This is a genomic window from Rossellomorea sp. DUT-2, from assembly GCF_052665285.1.
Genome location: NZ_JBQPEO010000003.1, coordinates 763,736 through 782,704, shown reverse-complemented (window position 1 = coordinate 782,704; position 18,969 = coordinate 763,736). Strand labels below are relative to the sequence as shown.

Sequence of the window (18,969 nt, the reverse complement as noted above, 5' to 3'; positions counted from 1 at the left end):
GACAAACCTTCAAAATCCTAATACATTAATAATAACAAGGGGAGTAGCGACCGGTAAACGGCTGGTGAATCGTCATCCCGGTATGAAAATACCTGGTTCATCAGGCTTTAGCTCATTCTTCAGCACGCAAGACCTTGGTACAATAATTTGTGCCGGGGTCTTTTTTGTATTCGCTGGCTTGGAGGAGATTATATGGTTTACATTGTTTTTCTAGTCGCGGCAGCCGTTGTGGTTGCGGCCGCTATTTACCTTAATCAGTTCGGAGATGTTATCAGTAAGAAGTCTTCATTAAGTGGAGCTGTCGTAGGGACATTCCTCATTGCAGGAGCGACTTCACTCCCGGAATTAACGACGAGCATAACGGCGGTTTATATCGATAACCCTGATATCGCTGTAGGAAACATGCTCGGTAGTAATGTGTTCAATCTTTTTATCCTGGCAGTGGTCGACCTTATTTATCGTAAAAAGAGATTGTTCCAAAAGGTTAACAGAAAGGCGAATATTCCTTCTGCCCTATTTGGATTCCTGTTTCTCATAATCATCATTTTCGCCCTTTTCATGCCGGGTTCAATTGAATTTTTTGGCGTTGGGATTGAGATGTTCATCATTATCATTCTATACTTCGTTGCGGTGAAATTCGTTTCCAGCGATGATGCTGAAGGAGAATCCGTACCTACAAAGGACTATTCCCTCAAAACGGCCGTTATCGGTTTTATCATTGCTGCACTGGTCGTGTTTGCGTCAGGAAGTGTGTTATCGATTGCAGGTGACCAATTGGCAAAGGCAACCGGCATGAACGCAAGCTTTGTCGGAAGCTTTCTCATTGCTGCTTCGACTTCCCTTCCCGAGCTCGTAACGGTTCTTGCTGCTTTTAAACTGGCGAACTACAATATGGCGATCGGCTCTATTCTCGGAAGCAACCTGTTTAACATTCAACTACTCGTCCTGACCGATGTCCTTTACCGAAAAGGCGCCATCCTTGAAGCAGTCGACACGTCCCATATCTTTATCGCAGGATTGGGATTATTGATGACACTCGTCATCGTCTATTTGCTTCTTCGCCCGACAAACGTGATGAACAAGTGGAGGTATATGGCTCCATCCTTTATTATAACCGTTTTATATATTGTCGTGTCGTATGTATTATTCTAGACATTCAAAAGGCGTGCCCTGGCACGCCTTTACTCTTTTTCAGGCTTAAAAATGAGACTCGTCTTATGTTTCATTTCCCCCAAAATTTCAATCGAAAAAGTGTTGTTCAAGCACATCACATGATTCACCACTTCACTTATGATAAATTAAACATGATTGAATCAATGGATAAGGAGTGAATGTTCAATGGCTAATAAAGAACAACTAAAGCAAGACATTTTAGATGCTTACCATTTCAGACATGCAACAAAGGAATTCGATCCAAATAAGAAGGTGTCCGATGACGATTTCCGATTCATCATGGAAACAGGGCGTCTGTCACCAAGCTCATTTGGATTCGAACCTTGGAGATTCGTCGTGATTCAAACCCCTGAACTGAAAGAAAAAATCAAGAACACGGCTTGGGGAGCATACGGAAAACTGCCTGAAGCCAGTCATTTCGTCGTGATCCTGGCTAGAACGAAAAAAGATACGAAATACGATTCACAATACTTACAGGACCATTTTAAAAACGTGAAAAACCTGCCTGAAGATCATATGGCTAAATACTTGGAAAAAATCGAGCAATTCCAAAAGGTTGATTTCGATTTACTCGAAGGCGATCGTCCCCTATACGACTGGGCCGGGAAACAGACCTATTTAGCACTTGGAAATATGATGACAGCAGCCGCTCAAATCGGAGTCGACTCGTGTCCGATCGAAGGCTTTGACATCGAAAAGATGAATACGCTTTTAGATGAAGAAGGTTTATTGGAGGAAGGTCGTTTCAGCATTTCCGTCATGGTGGCATTCGGATACCGGGTAAAGGATCCAGCACCGAAAACGCGTCGACCTTATGAGGATATCGTGAAGTTTGTTTAATGAAAAGAAAAGGAATCCGGCTTACCTGCCCGAATTCCTTTTCTTCACATTTACCCTGCCTCTATCTTTAAAGATTTATGCAACTCTATATAAACCGTCGTGCCTCTATTCAATTCACTTTTCACTTGGATATTCCCCTTCATTGAATGAACAATAATGTTTGCCGCCATGACCCCTAATCCAGTTCCTTCGTTCTTCGTCGTAAAAAACGGTTCTCCAAATCGCTGGATTTGCTCCTTTGTCATCCCCAAACCTGTATCAGTTATGGCAATAACCAGATTTTCGTCCTCCATCATTTCTACGGAAAGCTCACCGCCCTGTGGCATGGATTCTATGGCATTTTTGATAATATTTCCAATACATTTCCGAAAACTATGGGATTGACCGTCTACATAAATATCATCAATGAGATAATAACTAAATGACACGTGTTGAGCCAATGGCTTTACCATCTCTATCAAGTCTACAATGGAATGTTTTACATTGATACGTTCTATTTTGTCCGGTGTTGAGTTGGTAAAGGTCAGATAGTCTTCAATGACGTGAGTAGCTTGATCAATCCCTTTCAAAGATAAATCAATGAACTGTTTTTTCATTTTTTCATCTTTTTCTTCACGCATCAGCTGCAGGAATCCTTTGGAGGAAGTTAAAGGGTTTCGCACCTCATGGGAAATACTCGCCGCTAATTGACTTACAACTTGAAGTTTTTCATGTTGAGACAATGTTCTTCTCATCATCATTAGCTTCCGAATCATCTCAGCAATCATGACGGAGATAATGGTTGCAGCTAAAGGAATGAGAACAAGGTATATGTATTCATCCCTCGAGATTTCAGCTTCATAAACATATCCAAATACAAGATTAAATACAGTCATGCTAAAACAGATCACTACGGTAAAGAGCATTTTCACTTTTTTCTTAGCACGCAAAAACCCCTTGGAAAACGCCGCCAAAATTAAAAACGTAATAAAATAATTCAGAATGACAAGATGGATAAGTCCACTACCGATGAACATATATCGTAATAAAATGATGACGATCATTAAAACAAAAGAAACAATTGGTCCAAAGTATAAACTCGCTAAGAAAAAAGGGATCCTTCTTAAATCTACGTAAACGCCGGCTGTAAGCTCATGACTAAACAACACACATAGTAAAATCGTAATAGTTGAGAGAAAGATGACGATACCTTTAGAAGGGGTTTTCTTTGTGAAATCATAATACAGCGCAAAGGCTAATAGCCCTACTATAATAAATAAAAAGTTTAATAATAAGTTCGTTAAAACAGAATCGACCATATGAACACCCCCTAACTCATATCTATCAAAACTATCTTTCAGGAGTGAATTTTTTGACTGCAGTCCGTTCCTTTTTCCTTTAGCAACTGAGTGGAGGCAGAGCTTCCGCCGATCAATTCACCTTTCTCATTAAATAATGGATGGCAGGTAACATCATACTCTTGAATACTGCCTGATTGAGGAAAGGCAATCTTTTTTCTAATCGACTTACATTGTTTGATAACCTCTTGTTTCATTCTCGTTAGCTCTCTAGTTCCATCATTATCAACCAACTCTACATCCGTTCTGCCAATCACGAAAATAGGATCAAAATCTGGATGGGGATTAAAAATCCACGTGTATCTAAACTCTAAGTCAAAATGGGCAACAACCATGGGGGAATCTTGCAGGGCAAAATAAAACGGACTAACCTCTAATTCGAAAATGGAAACATGAAAATTCAGTAAATCGGCCAAATCTTCCGCAAGCTTCCTACTTGGTACTCTCACACCATTTTCAATCTTTGAATAATAGGATCTGTCGATGTGAACTAGATGTGCAATCTCTTCTTGGCTATATCCTTTGATTTTTCTTAATCTTTCCAGCCAATTTCTTTTCTGCTGACTCACTCGCATCCCTCCTGCAAAGCAACCTTTCTAGTTCTATTATACTGATTCTAATTTCAAAAACTATGTGACTATTTTGTCACTATTGCAAAAAAACGTAAAACCGACTAAAAGACCCATAATTAAGGAAAAATCAGAAAATATTTTCTAGCAAAATGGAAAAATACCCTCAGCACTCTTTCTATCAAAAAAGAACCTTGGGAATACTCCCGAGGTTCTACTATTATTTACTAAACCAATCCGCTCCCTCATCCATGTGAACAAAGGGAATATCTGTATTCACTTCTCCGGTTATTCTTTCAAGGGCTTCATCCTCCCCCTCAAGCCACTGGGCAAAATCAAAGACAACTGGTTCCCGATCTCCCCCCAGGGCAAACCATGCTTTCATTTCTTTCGGAAAATAAGCCGATGTATGGATGGTGCCGGCCCAGCTTCCGTATAAATCGGAGAAAACACCTTTATCCGTGTCGTTCATTAGGCGGAAAGCTTCATAGGCATCTGTAGTCTGCTTATCTTGAATGATACTCAATCGTCGTTTCGAATCGACCAGATGATTTCGATTTTCATGGGTCATCACTTCAAAATGATTCGTACATGCATTGGACTGCCGAACTTCTACCCCACGTGGTGATGTTTCTACAATAAATGTTTCTCCACTTATATCGTACACTACATAACTAAACGAATGACGATGTGGAATTTCTTTTAACATCTCAACGGCTTCCGATACATCTCCGCAAGATTCCAGAATCAATCGTCCAATCATACAGCAAATGAAGCCATCACCAGGATTTTTCCGATGCATGAAGTTATATCCAATCGCCAATCCTTTTTCATTCATGCCATCCATTCGTCCCGTCACCCGCTGACTCGGTCCGATGATACTATATCCCCCGTCCGTCGGCTGGTAAAACGTATACCTTCCCTCATACGTCTTCGGGTGATAATCGTAATTCCGGATCAAATAATTTTCACCCGTCACAATCGAGCAGCCCGACTTCGTATATTCAACACGGTATCCGCCAAACTCCTGCAGCACCTTCTCCATCGGCCACCCGAGCGCTTCCTGTAATCCTATAAGCTCATCCCATACACCCGGAGCAAATCTCATGATCGCCTGCTTCGCTTCCTCCATGCTAATCGAGAAACGGGGCTTTCTTAGCTTCCACTGATTCTCACGATTTCTCACCGTGATCGAATCCTTTATCTTTTCCCCCTGCATATAACCAAAATCGTAATGAGATCCACGGAACTGAATCACATCGCTATGTATTGTTTTCATGCTAAAAACCTCTTTTTGTCAGAATGTATTCTATAAGGATAATAGAATGGTTGGGAAAAAGAAAGGAATCGGAATCCTGCTACACACGCCTATCAACCGGGAGAAAAACCATCATCACAAAGCATATGACAAACGCCACCCCCGATACCAATAGCCCAAGAAAAAACCCGACGGAGGTCATAACCTCGTCCTCACCTGGATACTGAGGTACATAAGTGACCCATTGATACAGGATAAACATAAAAAGCAACAAATAGAAACTGCTCCCCACCATACCGGCCTTCAGTCGCTCACCTTTCTTCCACTCTTTCGCACTTTTAACTGAACTCCACACCAGAATACTCACCACAACAGCAGCCATCATGATAATAAGGTGAAGGTATGGAATCATCATCAAGGTAATACCATACAATATCAGTCCAGTTGTACCGAATAAAACCAGATTCATCCCGAATAAAAAACATCCGACTACCCAAGGATTCTGAAACCACTCATACTTATTCAAGGAATGAACCCACTTAAACGAATAGGCTTTTTCACTTGGCATTCTCATGAAAAAGAAAATCCCGATAAGACCCAGTACTATAACCAATGTCACCAGCCATTCCTCCCTCATACACGAAGATTTCATGGTTTATTTTACCATATCCTTCTGGAATTATGGTGCATCTTGAGAAATGTACCTGGTACAAATTCAACGTTCTGTGCCTGGTACACCCTTCCCCCCTTCATTCAGCTGCTGAATTCCCCTCCATTATCAGCAGCTGAATGACATAATAAAGGAACGGCCCAAACGACCGTCCCTTCTTTTCCATCATTTCTTCTCAATAATCTCATCAATAATCCCATATTCCTTCGCTTCATACGCACTCATGAAATAATCACGATCGGTATCAAGGGCAACCTTTTCAACGGGCTGGCCGGTTTTTTCACCAATGATTTCGTTGATATGCTGTCTTAGCTTCAGAATCCGCTTCGCTGAAATCTCCAGGTCTGTCGCCTGCCCACGGGCACCACCTAATGGCTGGTGGATCATGATTTCGCTGTTTGGTAAGGCAAACCGTTTTCCCTTTGTCCCTGCAAGCAGCAGCATTGCGCCGAATGATGCCGCCATTCCGGTACAGATCGTTCGAACATCGGGACTTATATAGTTCATCGTATCAAAGATGGCAAACCCTGCTGAAGTGGAGCCACCCGGGCTATTGATATATAAGGAAATATCTTTCTCCGGATCATCTGCAGCCAGGAATAATAGCTGGGCGACAATGCTGTTGGCCATCTGGTCATTCACTTCATCACTCACCATGATGATCCGGTCTTTCAACAATCGTGAATAAATATCGTAGGATCGTTCCCCTTTACTTGACTGTTCGATGACATAAGGTATGGTATTCATCCTTACTTCCTCCTTCATTCGTTATGCAGCTAGTGAGAGGACGCTTGAAGGAGAGCCAGACGTTCGTACAAATCGGCCTTGGGCGGGAGCATGTGCAAGCAAGATTGGAATGTATGCCAAAAGAAGACTGGGATCCTGGGCCATTAGGCTGCGGTATAAAATCGCGTTCAACTCCTTCTGAAGCGCTTCATTCCAGTAGGTTTGAACGCCGCACCCGTCTCCATCATCGGAGAATTTTTTCAGTTTTTCCCTCGATCGATTCAGCAAGGCTTTCACAGCGGTTTCTGTCATCCCCAGAACTTCTGCCACTTCAGAAATCTTGAATTGAAACGCCTCTTTCAAAACAAAAGTGACTAACTGTTTGGGGGTCATCTTTCTTGAAAGCTTCTCCAGGGTTTCAAGACTGATCCCCTCATTAGGAATGTCTTCAGCCTTCACTTCCGGGACTCCGCCAATCGCTTCCTTACTCTGTTTCCGGACTTTATCCACCCATAGATGATAAGCGATTTTATTAAGTAAAGAAGACCTCCACTGTTGAGCAGGATAATGACTCAGTGCCTTACATATGGACTCTTGAGCCAAGTCCTCACCGTCCCACTTGCTCTTCGTCAGAAAATAGCAGTATCGATAGAGCTTGGGAACAAGCTCTTCCATGACTTCATCATTTGGCTGTCCTTCATTCTTTTTTAAGCCAGATCTCGTTTGCATCTTCCTCACTCCTTTGAATCCTCTCATACTTATAACGGATGAATTGGTTAAAAAGATATGGGTGAAAGATATTTTTATTTATATTATATCCAACAGTACTGAAATGGGTCATTAATTGGTGTAAGCAGCGTGAGTTGTGCTAAAGTTGATTCATAAAAACAGGTGACTGAAAAGAGGATTAGTGATGATTTCAATACTTGTCGTGGATGACGATCCCCATTTACGTAAGCTTATACGTGTTCATTTAGAGCAGAATGGCTATTTGGTTACTGAAGCACAAGACGGGGACGCAGCTTCTGTCATTCTTGAAGCACAGTCGATGGATTTGGCGATTGTCGATTTGATGATGCCAAATAAGGATGGGTTTCAATTGGCGAAGGAAATCAGGGAGGACTACGATATCCCGATTATTATTTTGACCGCCAAGGACAGTCTTACGGATAAAGCAAAAGGCTATGAAGCCGGGACCGATGATTATATGGTCAAGCCCTTTGAAAAAGAAGAGCTCCTCTTTCGAGTACAAGCGATCCTGAGGAGATTTCACCGTGCCGCTCCCCAGAAAATCCGTTTAAATGAAATGATTCTTGATAAACGATCGTACGAAGTGAAGGACGGATCAAAAACCATCATTCTTCCTCTTAAGGAATTTGAACTATTATATTATTTAGCAAGCTTCCCGAACAGAACCTTTTCCCGGGAAGAGATCATTCAACATGTATGGGGAATGGATTTTGAAGGGGATGACCGGACGATTGATGTCCATATTAAAAGGCTTCGTGACCGTTTCCGTCATTCCGAAGATTTCTTGATCACTACTGTCCGTGGAATCGGCTATAAATTGGAGGTGACCTAAAATGCGCTCGCTGTATGTCCGGATTGTCGTCGTCACCCTTCTTATCATGATGGCGAGCAGTGTCATTGCTTTCATCGGCTCGAATCTTTACTATCAGCATATTTTAAAGCCTGCCAATGATGATAAAAATACTGAAATCGCGAAAGACATCGTTGATTTATATAATGCAGCTTCAATGGATGCTCCTGCTTTTTTTCAGAAAACGGCGAAGCTCAGTTATCAATTTTATGTAACTGATGGCAAAGCTCCCGGAACATTCTACGGAGAGGACTTTCGTGATCGTAGCCTTTCTCCAGAAATTGTAGAAAGCGTTGTGAACGGATCCACTTACCATGGAATTGCGAATTATCCCTCTACCACATTTGTGACTGGATTTTTCTCCAATGAATTAACCAATAGCATTGGTGTTCCCATTGAAATTGACGGAAAGCCCCATGCCCTGTTCATGAGACCGAATGTGAAACAACAATTTAATGAAATTCATATTCTCCTATCTGTCCTGCTTCTTTTTACGATACTACTGAGCATGGTGATCGTGTTCTTCAGTACCCGCTATCTTGTGAAACCGATTCGTGAATTGACGAATGCCACGAAGAAAATTGCCGGTGGTGAGTATTCGATTCAATTGAATGAAAGCCGCAAGGACGAAATCGGTACCCTTGCCCGTTCCTTTACATCCATGAGCCGTCAGCTGATGCAGGTGGAGAATATGCGACAGGAGTTCGTTTCCAATGTATCCCATGAAATCCAAACGCCTCTATCCTCCATGAAAGGCTATGCCAATCTGCTTCTCTCCCCTTCCCTGTCAGAAGAGGATCGGGAACATTACTTAAAGGTGATTGAATCAGAAAGTACCCGGCTGTCGAAGCTGAGCAAGCAACTGCTGACCCTCGCTTCTCTCGATAAGGATAATGGATTGATTCAACATGCACCCATCAACATGACTCAATTGCTCCATGGGCTCATGAAACAAACACGATGGCTGTGGGAAAGAAAAGACCTCGCTGTGTCCATCGAAGCCGACGATGTGACATATAACGGTCACGAAGAGCTGCTCTATCAGGCATTTGAGAACCTGTTGGCCAATAGTATCAAATACACTCCCCCAGGGGGCGAAATCAACCTGTTCCTTCAAAAACATCAGAGGGGGTTCAGATTTATTATTCAAGACAGCGGAATCGGAATTCCTTCTGAACACCAGGTAAAGATATTTGAACGATTTTACAAAGCGGATTCCTCACGGAGTAAAGAAAAAGATAGCAGCGGCCTTGGCCTTTCCATAGTCAAAAAAATCATCACCCTGCACCATGGTGAAATCCATGTTGAGAGCAGGACCAATAAAGGCACCACCTTTACGGTGACTCTTCCTTAATCCCTTGTTCATCTTCCGTTCATACTTCCCTTTTATCATGAAGGAGAAATAATGAAAGGGAAGGTGATTTTTTTGTTTCTGGCATGGAAAGAAATGCGTTATGCGAAGATGAAGTTTTTATTAATTATTAGCATTATCACCTTAATCACAAGTCTGGTCCTATCAATCTCAGGACTTGCCAATGGATTATCGGTGGATAACGCTTCGGCTATAAAGAATATGCCTGCTGATACCTATGTTGTGGAAGCGGGCGACAAGCATCAGCTTGAACGATCACAGTTAACAAAACAAGACATTTCTTCTATAAAAGGGGGATCCCCTCTTGGTCTGAAAATGGTGGAGATCAACAAGGAAGGCAGGACCGTAAATGTAAGCCTGTTTGCCATTGACCACGATAGTGCTTTCATGCCAATTTCAGCAGATCTCCCGAAGCTCGCTCCCTATGAAGTGCTTGTTGATCTCAGCCTGAAGGAAGAAGGGTTGGAGATCGGGGATTCATTCGTCTATGAGGATAAAAAATGGATAGTCAAGGGATTTACTGAAAAGCGATTCAGCTACGGACACACCCCAGCCATTTTTACAACTTTAGAAACATGGGAGGATATTTTTGAAGATTCGCTCACATACCAAGCCATTCTATTTACGAATAAAGGAATGATAGACACGCCTTCAGTAATGGATACCGTGTCTAAAGAAGACATTCTAACCAATGTACCCGGCTATTCTGCAGAACAAGGCTCACTGAATATGATGGTGATCTTTCTCCTCATCATATCGGCGATCGTCCTAGCCACTTTCTTCTATGTCATGACCCTGCAAAAGCTTCACCAATACGGAGTTCTAAAAGCGATCGGGACGAAAGTGAGCATTCTTCTCCGTTCACTATTCGCGCAAATTTCCACCCTTACCATCGCAGGCATCGTTGCAGGGAATGTCGTTACCTATGGACTTACATTAGTGATTCCGGCAGGCATACCTTTTGAATTATCGGTCACCATGATTCTATTCAACAGTGCATTAATTCTGCTGATGGCGTGGATCGGTTCACTTTTATCCTTTAGAAACATTGTGACTGTGGATCCATTACAAGCAATCGGGAGTGTGAAATAAGATGACAGCCATTTTAGAGTTAAATGATGTGAGCAAAACATATGAACAGGGAAATGAGAAGCTGACGGTATTGGACCATGTATCCATGAGGGTGAATCCAGGTGAGTTTGGTGCCATATTAGGACCTTCCGGATCGGGAAAAAGTACGCTTCTGTCCATCATAGGAGCCTTAACCAGTCCATCCAGTGGTGAAGTGAAAATGAACGGACGAAACGTCCACAATCTTAGTGAGAAAGAACAAACATCCCTCCGACTCAAAGAAATCGGCTTTATCTTTCAACAATCAAACCTGGTTCCTTTTTTAACGGTGGAAGAGCAATTAGTATTTGTAGGAAAGCTGAACAAACAAGGGGACGTTCTTCGGAAACGGGCAGGGGAATTATTGTCTCATCTCGGATTGGAAGAACGCTACTCCCATTATCCTGAACAACTGTCAGGTGGTGAGCAGCAGCGGGTTGCCATCGCCCGTGCACTTATGAACGAACCGAGATTGATTCTTGCAGATGAACCTACCGCAAGCCTTGATCAAGCCCGAGGTAAGGCCGTGGTGGAACTTCTCGCCAAGGAAACAAAAGAAAGAAATATCGCCACCATCATGGTGACGCACGATGAAACAATGATCGGGCATTGTGACTGGGTGTACCGGATGACGTGATAAGAGAGAAGTGCCTGACATATCAAGAGTCAGGCACTTTTTTATCATGAACTCCTTATCTCCAACAATTCCTTTAACTTCTCCGGCTCATCCACTCGCAAGGCAACCTCTGATACCAGCTGTTTTCTTCCCATAAACATTGTCGCTTCCACGGGCTCTTTCAGATACAGCAACACCTGTGGCTGAATCTCTTCAAAGTCTTTATGCATGAAAACGAGTGCTTCTTTGCCAGGTTCCCTACCCCATTCAACTTGTTCAATTTGATTAAGGGGGAAGTCTGTTCGTTGCATCAATCCCTGCGTCACATAAAGATGACCATTTTTTACTTCCAGTGGATGGAGTCTGGTAATCTGAATTTCAGCAATAAACAATAGAACAGTATAAACGTTCAGAATCAAGAGAATGAAAGACAGAATCGGAAGCTTGGAATGAAGCCACCAATGGATACCGATCGTCTCGATCACGACGGCATGGATGAGCATGATATTCATGGCAACGGCACTGGTCTTATGATGCATTGTTACAGCACCGGCATGTACAGGCGGTTTGCGGCGCCAGCTGAATAGAGCATAGAAAACCATTAACACTTCTGAGGAAAGGATCCTGATCAAAATGTGACTGGTTACTTTCTTCTCTACAGCAGGCAGGAAAGAAAAGATCGGTCCTACTCCGGATGATTTCATGGCAGATCGAATTTCGGGAAATTTTCGAATGGCGAGGAAAATAAGTCCCAATTCTGCTGCCAGGAATAATACTTCTACTCCTATCCCGGAATATAGCAGGATGGTAAACGGTGCAAATAATTCTTCAGGAATGATGAATCTGGCTAACACAAGGCCGAATACCATCAACCCAACGACTTGCTTCTTCGACAGTTTAAATGCGGCATAGGCCAGGGCAGGGGACACAATCATTAAATCCAGCAGAGACCCTATCACTACTCCCCTCTCCAATTCTATCGATAGAAATCGTTGAACTATCGGTTGGTACAATAAAAGATTACTAAGGAGAACGACACCTAACAGGGCGATTGCCCATTTCGCTAATTTCGTTTCGCGCAGGACCATGAAAACTCCCCTCTCCGCAACAAATTCCATATACTTACATTATAACTCTTCCAGCTTTTTTCGGAAATCCTCATCCCTCAATATTCTTAAATTAAAACCGTTTAAATTGTTTGAGATCTTTTGACGTTCCACTTCCTCGAGATCATTGGCAAAAAAGACGATCTCCGTCGAGTTTCCATCTCTATCGGTTGCGTACGCAGCATTGGTGGCAACGAATAATGTAGACCCCCCTTTTTGCCCAGCATGCTTTAACCATTCCTGGTTCTTAGGATTCTCCATCATTCCTTCCATCACCGTATCCAATCTTTCCTGGGTTCCTCTTGAAAAATACGTCTTCGAATTCAGTTTCCCCATGATTTCTGCATATTCAGCCGTCGTACTTTTCGTCAGTCTGTCTGACCATATTTTCTGAAGGGACTTGTTGGTATGTATACTATCCATATAAATGTGCTTTTCGCCTTTTTTTAATGAAGTGAAAATAAGATGGGAAAGCTCGATGTATTCTTCTTTAGACATGTCTCTCAGTTTGTCTTCTATCTGTTTTTCTGAATAAGCAGGATACTCATTTTTAAAATAGGTGGGAAGCAGCATGGCTGAACTGATGGGGTATAGAGGCTCGTGTTGATCCATTTTCAGCTCCACCAGTAATTTATTGATGCTGTCGATTCCCAGAAGGTTCATCATATATTCGGTATTAGCATTGGAGCTGAATAAAATCATGCCTTTTACGACGTTTTCCAGAGTTGATGACCCGTCTCGAAGCACCCCTTCCCCTTCGGAGTATTCAATCCAGGCTTCATGTGCTCCCCCGTCGGTACCAGGAATATAATACTGATCTAGTTCTTCTAACGATATCTTTTTTGATGGAACTAAATTTCCTTCATCACACTGTTTCGCGTACTCGATTGCAATCATGATTTTCACCGTACTCGCTAACGGGAACATTTCATTTTCCCTGATAGCGGATAGGGTTTGCCCGTTCCTTGATACGGTTAAGCTGCTATTATGGTGGTTCTTTAAGTAGTTTAATAGATATTCTGGATCTTCTTTGGTTAAATAGTGTCTCGCTGCAACGATTACACCGATTCCAATGACAATACAGACACCCACTATAATGAAAGCAATCTTCATTCCATTCACTCCTGTCATAACCTTGTTAGTATATCTACGAATGAGATTTGGAAAATGTTTCATTTCATCTCCATAAAAAAATACCCATCCCTATATTCAGGATGGGTATTTTCCGATTATGCTTCCTGCCTTTTGGCTGCTTGATTATTTTTCAAGAACATATAAAACGAAGCCGCAAAGATGATGATGTACCCGATGACACTCAACACATCCGGTATCTGCCCGAAAAGGAAGATGCTGATCATGGCGGAATACACGACCGTTGAATAGAAAAAGATTGATATTTCCCTTGCCGGTGCGAACTTGTAGGCCATCGTGATTCCGAATTGACCAACTGTCGCGAAAACGCCGGCCGATAATAGATAAATCCACTGCTGAGCGCTCATCGGTTCATAAAATCCGATGACAAATGGAAGCAGCACGACCGTCGTAAAGAATGAGAAGTAAAATACGACGGTATAAAACTTCTCCCTGCTCCCTAATACTCGCAGGACCGTATAGGCACCCGCTGCAAAAATAGCGGAAAACACTCCTGCCAAATATGGAATAACATCAAAGGAGAACGCCGGTTTGATGATGAACAGTGTTCCGATGAATGCAATGATGATCGCCACCACCTGAAACACCCGGGTCCTCTCCCTCAAGAAAATAGCCGAGAATATGATGGTCAGAAACGGACTGAGCTTGTTCAACATATCGGCATCGGATAACACCAGATGGTCAATCGCATAGAAGAACAAGACGATCCCGACAGCACCTAGACTGGAGCGCAGCAACAGCAGCTTCTGATTTTCTTTCTTACCGAATAAGCGCTCCTTATGATAACGGACAAAACCGAATGCGATAAATGCAGAAACGATGTTCCTGAAAAATGTTTTTTGTATCGTCGGCACATCTCCTGACAGCTTCACAAATGCCGCCATCAGGGAGAAACCAAACGCTGATAGAAGTAATAGGAGTATTCCTTTATTTCGATCTGACATAACTTCCTCCAATTTCATTTGCCAATAATAGGATCAATATTGAGTGAATTAATTTTGACAACTTAGATAGTGTAACAAATTTATGATGATTTATGGAGAATTTAAACTTATGTAATAGAACCTACTATTAAAAGAATTTCTTACAACTTAACTTGAATCGTATTTTTATAGGGAAAGAGGATATTTAAGCAAAGACAGAAATACATTTCTATAAGTGATTCCATATAAAGGAGGAATATGATGCTTAAAAAATTCGTCGATCCGCTTCCTGTTATGGAAACGATTCAGCCCTCTTCTTATGGTAGAAATACTTTATATTTTGAAGTTTCCATGAAAGAAGTCATGCAGAAACTGCACAGTGATTTACCGCCGACTAAAATATGGGGCTATAATGGACGATTTCCTGGCCCCACTTTTAGAGTGCAACGCAATCAAACCTTGCAGGTATTATGGAAAAATGAACTTCCAGAGGAGCATTTCCTCCCCATCGATTCAACTGTTCACGGGGCGAATAAGGATAACCCGGAGGTCCGTACCGTGGTTCATCTTCATGGTGGCGCTACCCCTGATACGAGCGACGGTTATCCAGATGCCTGGTTTACAAAGGACTTTAAAGAGGTTGGTCCTTTCTTTGCTGTGAAAGTCTACACTTACCCCAATCAACAGCCAGCCACTACTCTTTGGTACCATGACCATGCAGTAGGGATCACCCGCCTGAATATATATGCCGGACTCGCAGGTGCTTATATCATCCATGACAAAAAGGAGAGTTCTTTGTCCTTACCCCAGGTTCCATACGATATTCCCTTAGTGATCATGGATCGTTCCTTCAATAAAGATGGATCACTCTATTATCCTTCACAACCTGACTCTCCCAATACTTACGTCACTCCCTCCATCCGCACTAATTTCTTTGGAGACACGATCTTGAATAACGGGATGGTATGGCCTTACTTAGAAGTCCAACCTCGCCGCTATCGCTTTCGGATAATCAATGCTTCTAATTCCCGGACGTATCAACTCTCACTCTCAAACGATAATCCGTTTATCCAAATCGGTTCCGATCAAGGTCTCCTCCTTGCACCTGTTAACGTCCGGAAGATTTTACTCGCTCCAGCTGAACGAGCGGATGTCATCCTGGACTTTTCTACCATGAGCGGGCAAGTCATAACCATCCAAAACGATGCGCCGGCACCCTTTCCAACGGGTGACCTCCCTGATCCTGATACGACGGGAGTCCTGATGCAGTTCCGTGTGAGTAAACAACTCTTAAGTACAGATACGAGCAAGATTCCATCAACATTAAATGCTGTAGCAAGGTTGGAAGAGAGAAATGCTTATCAAACCAGAAATCTTCTGTTGAATATGAGTAATGATCAATATAAGCGGGAAATTCACCTTTTAAATAATCAATTATGGTCAGATCCAATTACAGAAATGCCCCATCTTTGGAGTATTGAGATATGGAATTTCATCAACGTAACAGAAGAATCACACCCCATCCACTTGCATTTAGTCAGGTTTCAAATCCTAGACCGGCAGAGATTCGATAAGGAAATCTATCAAACGGAAGGTAGTGTCGTACCCATTGGACCTCGTATCAAACCCGAGGCCAATGAGCAAGGCTGGAAAGATACAGTTTGTGCAAACCCATGGGAAATGACACGGATCATTGTGCCATTCGGTCCTTATACAGGATTATATGTCTGGCATTGTCATATTTTAGAGCATGAGGATTATGAAATGATGAGGCCTTATGTGGTGATCAAATGACCATGAATACAGAAAGTCTGCCCCTTTTCAGAGGCAGACTTTTCTTTTTAGGCAGACACACACCAGACTTTTCTTACTCACCATTCCACAAGAAAAAGGAAGGCTGAATTCTTTACTTTCAAAAGAAAACAGCCTTCTTCCTTTTAGCTCTCCAAAATGTCTTTGATTCTTTTTAAATCCTTTTTGTTAGCTTTTTTCATCATGGTAGACATAAGAGGCGTCGCCCATTTTGAAAAACCGGTGGGCTTTCCTTGATTTCGGAGAGTCATCCTTGTCACTTGTTCATCAAGTGCCTCCCATGTATAGGTGGTTTCCATTGGAAACGGTCCGTTTGCGGTTTTCATCACGAGCTTCTGGCCCGGGATAAACTCCGTGATTTCATAAACGTAGGAGAGGTCCTTCCCTAAAAATCTCGCTTTAAATGCAACTTGAGAGTCAATGGATAAAGGTTTTTCCGTCACCCATTCTGCCGAATCAATATTTACATACCATTCCGGTGCATTATCTGGATCGGCAGCATACTCTGAAACCCTATGAAGCGGACAGCGAATCGTTATTTCTGTCAGTACATCTACCATTTTTTTCTCCTTTTATGAACCGTTTTCGTTTTATTTCTCTTCCACATATTTCTTCAGCAGGGTACCCAGTAGGTGACTCCACCCTTCTGAATGCTTTTCCTGCCAATCGTCTTCAATGACTCCTGATGCAGTATGGGATAGCTGAAGAAGCGTGGAATCGCCTTTTTGAATCAAGCGGTATGTGTATGCACTGTTTACGGCACCTTGCATACCAAGGTGGCCATGGAGGCGGATTTCCTCAGGAGCGTTAACGTAATACACCGTCCCCCAAAGTGCCCCTCCGTTTTCACGCCAATTCTCAATGAATTGCCCACCAGGTACAGGATCGAACGTGAATTGTGAACTTACTCCCTCAGGAGCCAATTTAAACTCCCACCAATCCCCCGCTTGCTCGGTTAACGCTTTAAATACCTGATCCCTTGGTGCATCTATCATCACTTCTTGTTCAATACGAAATACTTTACTTTGTTCCACTCCTTCTTCTCCTCCTTTATTTTCTGCTAATGCCCGTAACTTTAACAGCGAATTGGCGGTAGATTCCATATACTTTCCTACCCACCGATTGTGCATTTCCTGCAGTGGAACCGCGTTAAGGTAATTTCGTCGGTACTTCCCTTCCCGCTTCACCACCACCAAATTCCCTTCCTCCAAGATCGTCAAATGTTTCATAATCGCATATCTTGTCACCTCGGGAAAATGCTCATTCAGTTCACCGGTTGTTCTTGCTGACTGTTTCAACAGGTCCAGGATCTCCCTTCTTATCGGGTGGCCCAGCGCCTTAAATAATGTGGAAAGTTCGTCCTTCATATTAACGATCCTTTCATTGTGTTTTACATGTGAATAATTGGTCACATATAATATGTGACTTTATAGTAACATGATAAGCAAGATTGGGTCAAATGCGAATAAAAACTATCCAGCTTATTCATGCGTAAAACCCCTTTACGTCATCCGCAAAGGGGCTGTCTAACCTTATTTCTTCATTATCGGAATCCAAATCTCACAGCGATAATTCTCGTCATTCGGGTTTCCAGGAGGGTACAATTCAAACTCCGGCCCTCCGCCATGTTCATACCTGGTAGAGGGAAACCATTCAGAGTAGATTCGCTTCCATACTCCTTGGATTGCATGTGGCATCGGTCCGACAGATTCAAAGACAGCCCAGGTCGCAGCCGGAATCTCTTTTACTTCCAAAGAACTGTCTTCCTCACTTTTTTTCTCCGCCCCGATAAAATAGGTGAACTCTTCATTTGGATGGTCAAACTCCATACAGATCCCCAGCATCTCGTTACTTCCTGCTGCTTCACATATCAACCTGTCTAAGTCAGTCGTGCTCACTTCATCCCAAAATGCAGGGATGTCTTTCAGATTCTCACCGTTACAGGTAGAAACTCTTTTTCCTTTTCCAATCACTTGAAATGCTTCTTTATCCACAATTTTATAATCCATTTCGACGTCTCCTTTAAGCTGTATTTGGAAGGATATTCGCGGAAATGCCTTCAATGATGTCCCGGCTTCCCTTACTTGGGATGGCGAAACTCCATGGGCCTTCCGAAAGGCTTTCGAGAAGGATTCCGGTGTTTCATATCCGTACTTGAAAGCCACGTCAATGACCTTTGCATTCTGGTTGATCAGTTCCTGGGCGGCTAATGTGAGCCTTCTCTTCCGGACATAATCAGCCACTGTATACCCGGTTACAAGAGAAAACAGCCTTTGAAAGTGAAACTTCGAACTGAGTGACAACCGGGCGAGTTCTTCCATCTCCACTGCCCCATCCAGGTTGTCCTCTATATACTGAATGCAATCATTCATCCTGTGCAGCATTTCCACTCGAGTTTCTCCTTCCCGCTATCTAAATGTATCATTCTCAATTTGAGCCATCCTGTCCTTCCCGCTATCTAAATGTATCATTCTCAATTTGAGCCATCCTGTCATTCTGTGCTTTTGTGTGACCGGTGGCTATATTATGATATGACCACCGTGTTTATCGATTAAATTTCACCTGCAAAACATATACTACAAACTACTCTAACTTTATATGCCGAGACTCTACTTCTACAAACGTCCATCTATATCCTTCTTTTTTGATTTAAACACATTGACATGAAACCATATGGTGTTATATCATAAAAAACGAAACCAATT

General features: G+C 42.6%; 19 protein-coding genes. 7 read left to right on the top strand and 12 right to left on the bottom strand.

The features are described 5' to 3' along the window. The first annotated feature begins 192 nt into the window (after positions 1–192). Together ACOSV2_RS14850 and ACOSV2_RS14845 are read left to right on the top strand one after the other, a co-directional pair. Complete coding sequence (locus tag ACOSV2_RS14850; RefSeq protein WP_428975780.1) at positions 193–1,152, top strand: sodium:calcium antiporter; 960 nt, start codon at positions 193–195, stop codon at positions 1,150–1,152. 186 nt (positions 1,153–1,338) lie between these two features. After that, positions 1,339–2,013, top strand: coding sequence for an NAD(P)H-dependent oxidoreductase (locus tag ACOSV2_RS14845; protein WP_428975779.1), 675 nt, complete (start codon positions 1,339–1,341; stop codon positions 2,011–2,013). A 50-nt stretch (positions 2,014–2,063) separates the two neighbouring features. Here the strand turns inward: ACOSV2_RS14845 and ACOSV2_RS14840 are convergent, their stop codons facing one another. The 6 genes from ACOSV2_RS14840 to ACOSV2_RS14815 form a co-directional block, all read right to left on the bottom strand. Continuing rightward, a complete protein-coding gene (locus ACOSV2_RS14840; RefSeq protein ID WP_428975778.1) occupies positions 2,064–3,311 on the bottom strand; it encodes an ATP-binding protein in 1,248 nt (415 codons plus the stop codon). 38 nt (positions 3,312–3,349) lie between these two features. Continuing rightward, the gene (locus tag ACOSV2_RS14835) at positions 3,350–3,919 is read right to left on the bottom strand and encodes a helix-turn-helix domain-containing protein (RefSeq protein ID WP_428975777.1); all 570 of its coding nucleotides are present in this window, start codon (positions 3,917–3,919) and stop codon (positions 3,350–3,352) included. 220 nt (positions 3,920–4,139) lie between these two features. Then, positions 4,140–5,198 carry a C45 family autoproteolytic acyltransferase/hydolase gene (locus ACOSV2_RS14830; RefSeq protein ID WP_428975776.1) on the bottom strand — a complete coding sequence of 353 codons (1,059 nt, stop codon included), beginning with the start codon at positions 5,196–5,198 and terminating at the stop codon, positions 4,140–4,142. Positions 5,199–5,277: 79 nt separating this feature from the next. Further along, the gene (locus ACOSV2_RS14825) at positions 5,278–5,796 is read right to left on the bottom strand and encodes a hypothetical protein (RefSeq protein WP_428975775.1); all 519 of its coding nucleotides are present in this window, start codon (positions 5,794–5,796) and stop codon (positions 5,278–5,280) included. Between the two features lie 216 nt (positions 5,797–6,012). After that, positions 6,013–6,612, bottom strand: a complete 600-nt coding sequence (gene clpP / locus ACOSV2_RS14820) for an ATP-dependent Clp endopeptidase proteolytic subunit ClpP (RefSeq protein ID WP_428975774.1) — start codon at positions 6,610–6,612, stop codon at positions 6,013–6,015. 3 nt (positions 6,613–6,615) lie between these two features. Continuing rightward, positions 6,616–7,302, bottom strand: a complete 687-nt coding sequence (locus ACOSV2_RS14815) for a sigma factor-like helix-turn-helix DNA-binding protein (RefSeq protein ID WP_428975773.1) — start codon at positions 7,300–7,302, stop codon at positions 6,616–6,618. Positions 7,303–7,486: 184 nt separating this feature from the next. Here ACOSV2_RS14815 and ACOSV2_RS14810 point away from each other — a divergent pair, with 184 nt between their 5' ends. From ACOSV2_RS14810 to ACOSV2_RS14795, 4 genes are read left to right on the top strand one after another with little or no spacing between them, the layout of a single operon-like run. After that, entirely contained in the window at positions 7,487–8,155 is a 669-nt protein-coding gene (locus ACOSV2_RS14810) for a response regulator transcription factor (RefSeq protein ID WP_428975772.1), read from the top strand. Position 8,156: 1 nt separating this feature from the next. Further along, positions 8,157–9,527: a sensor histidine kinase gene (locus ACOSV2_RS14805; protein WP_428975771.1), complete on the top strand. Its 1,371-nt coding sequence runs from the start codon at positions 8,157–8,159 to the stop codon at positions 9,525–9,527. A 51-nt stretch (positions 9,528–9,578) separates the two neighbouring features. Continuing rightward, positions 9,579–10,637 carry an ABC transporter permease gene (locus ACOSV2_RS14800; RefSeq protein ID WP_428975770.1) on the top strand — a complete coding sequence of 353 codons (1,059 nt, stop codon included), beginning with the start codon at positions 9,579–9,581 and terminating at the stop codon, positions 10,635–10,637. 1 nt (position 10,638) lies between these two features. Further along, complete coding sequence (locus ACOSV2_RS14795; RefSeq protein ID WP_428975769.1) at positions 10,639–11,292, top strand: ABC transporter ATP-binding protein; 654 nt, start codon at positions 10,639–10,641, stop codon at positions 11,290–11,292. A gap of 44 nt (positions 11,293–11,336) precedes the next feature. Here the strand turns inward: ACOSV2_RS14795 and ACOSV2_RS14790 are convergent, their stop codons facing one another. From ACOSV2_RS14790 to ACOSV2_RS14780, 3 genes are all read right to left on the bottom strand, one after another. Then, positions 11,337–12,359, bottom strand: coding sequence for a hypothetical protein (locus ACOSV2_RS14790; RefSeq protein ID WP_428975768.1), 1,023 nt, complete (start codon positions 12,357–12,359; stop codon positions 11,337–11,339). Positions 12,360–12,398: 39 nt separating this feature from the next. Then, complete coding sequence (locus ACOSV2_RS14785) at positions 12,399–13,490, bottom strand: serine hydrolase (protein ID WP_428975767.1); 1,092 nt, start codon at positions 13,488–13,490, stop codon at positions 12,399–12,401. A gap of 116 nt (positions 13,491–13,606) precedes the next feature. Further along, complete coding sequence (locus ACOSV2_RS14780; protein WP_428975766.1) at positions 13,607–14,473, bottom strand: DMT family transporter; 867 nt, start codon at positions 14,471–14,473, stop codon at positions 13,607–13,609. Between the two features lie 237 nt (positions 14,474–14,710). Here ACOSV2_RS14780 and ACOSV2_RS14775 point away from each other — a divergent pair, with 237 nt between their 5' ends. Then, complete coding sequence (locus tag ACOSV2_RS14775; RefSeq protein ID WP_428975765.1) at positions 14,711–16,246, top strand: multicopper oxidase family protein; 1,536 nt, start codon at positions 14,711–14,713, stop codon at positions 16,244–16,246. Positions 16,247–16,389: 143 nt separating this feature from the next. On the opposite strand, the gene ACOSV2_RS14770 is transcribed toward ACOSV2_RS14775, so the two are convergent. The 3 genes from ACOSV2_RS14770 to ACOSV2_RS14760 all read right to left on the bottom strand — a co-directional run bounded on the left by ACOSV2_RS14770 (position 16,390) and on the right by ACOSV2_RS14760 (position 18,654). Continuing rightward, positions 16,390–16,824 carry an SRPBCC family protein gene (locus ACOSV2_RS14770; protein WP_428975764.1) on the bottom strand — a complete coding sequence of 145 codons (435 nt, stop codon included), beginning with the start codon at positions 16,822–16,824 and terminating at the stop codon, positions 16,390–16,392. Between the two features lie 30 nt (positions 16,825–16,854). Next, entirely contained in the window at positions 16,855–17,631 is a 777-nt protein-coding gene (locus ACOSV2_RS14765) for an SRPBCC domain-containing protein (protein ID WP_428975763.1), read from the bottom strand. Positions 17,632–17,796: 165 nt separating this feature from the next. Beyond that, complete coding sequence (locus ACOSV2_RS14760; protein ID WP_428975762.1) at positions 17,797–18,654, bottom strand: AraC family transcriptional regulator; 858 nt, start codon at positions 18,652–18,654, stop codon at positions 17,797–17,799. Positions 18,655–18,969 lie beyond the last annotated feature (315 nt).

What these genes read in the sequence shown, in the direction of transcription:
- ACOSV2_RS14850 (WP_428975780.1), top strand. Translation starts at nt 193, where the DNA reads ATGGTTTACATTGTTTTTCTAGTCGCGGCAGCCGTTGTGGTTGCGGCC.
- ACOSV2_RS14845 (WP_428975779.1), top strand. Translation starts at nt 1,339, where the DNA reads ATGGCTAATAAAGAACAACTAAAGCAAGACATTTTAGATGCTTACCAT.
- ACOSV2_RS14840 (WP_428975778.1), bottom strand. Translation starts at nt 3,311, where the DNA reads ATGGTCGATTCTGTTTTAACGAACTTATTATTAAACTTTTTATTTATT.
- ACOSV2_RS14830 (WP_428975776.1), bottom strand. Translation starts at nt 5,198, where the DNA reads ATGAAAACAATACATAGCGATGTGATTCAGTTCCGTGGATCTCATTAC.
- clpP (WP_428975774.1), bottom strand. Translation starts at nt 6,612, where the DNA reads ATGAAGGAGGAAGTAAGGATGAATACCATACCTTATGTCATCGAACAG.
- ACOSV2_RS14815 (WP_428975773.1), bottom strand. Translation starts at nt 7,302, where the DNA reads ATGCAAACGAGATCTGGCTTAAAAAAGAATGAAGGACAGCCAAATGAT.
- ACOSV2_RS14810 (WP_428975772.1), top strand. Translation starts at nt 7,487, where the DNA reads ATGATTTCAATACTTGTCGTGGATGACGATCCCCATTTACGTAAGCTT.
- ACOSV2_RS14805 (WP_428975771.1), top strand. Translation starts at nt 8,157, where the DNA reads ATGCGCTCGCTGTATGTCCGGATTGTCGTCGTCACCCTTCTTATCATG.
- ACOSV2_RS14800 (WP_428975770.1), top strand. Translation starts at nt 9,579, where the DNA reads ATGAAAGGGAAGGTGATTTTTTTGTTTCTGGCATGGAAAGAAATGCGT.
- ACOSV2_RS14795 (WP_428975769.1), top strand. Translation starts at nt 10,639, where the DNA reads ATGACAGCCATTTTAGAGTTAAATGATGTGAGCAAAACATATGAACAG.
- ACOSV2_RS14790 (WP_428975768.1), bottom strand. Translation starts at nt 12,359, where the DNA reads ATGGTCCTGCGCGAAACGAAATTAGCGAAATGGGCAATCGCCCTGTTA.
- ACOSV2_RS14785 (WP_428975767.1), bottom strand. Translation starts at nt 13,490, where the DNA reads ATGAAGATTGCTTTCATTATAGTGGGTGTCTGTATTGTCATTGGAATC.
- ACOSV2_RS14780 (WP_428975766.1), bottom strand. Translation starts at nt 14,473, where the DNA reads ATGTCAGATCGAAATAAAGGAATACTCCTATTACTTCTATCAGCGTTT.
- ACOSV2_RS14775 (WP_428975765.1), top strand. Translation starts at nt 14,711, where the DNA reads ATGATGCTTAAAAAATTCGTCGATCCGCTTCCTGTTATGGAAACGATT.
- ACOSV2_RS14770 (WP_428975764.1), bottom strand. Translation starts at nt 16,824, where the DNA reads ATGGTAGATGTACTGACAGAAATAACGATTCGCTGTCCGCTTCATAGG.
- ACOSV2_RS14765 (WP_428975763.1), bottom strand. Translation starts at nt 17,631, where the DNA reads ATGAAGGACGAACTTTCCACATTATTTAAGGCGCTGGGCCACCCGATA.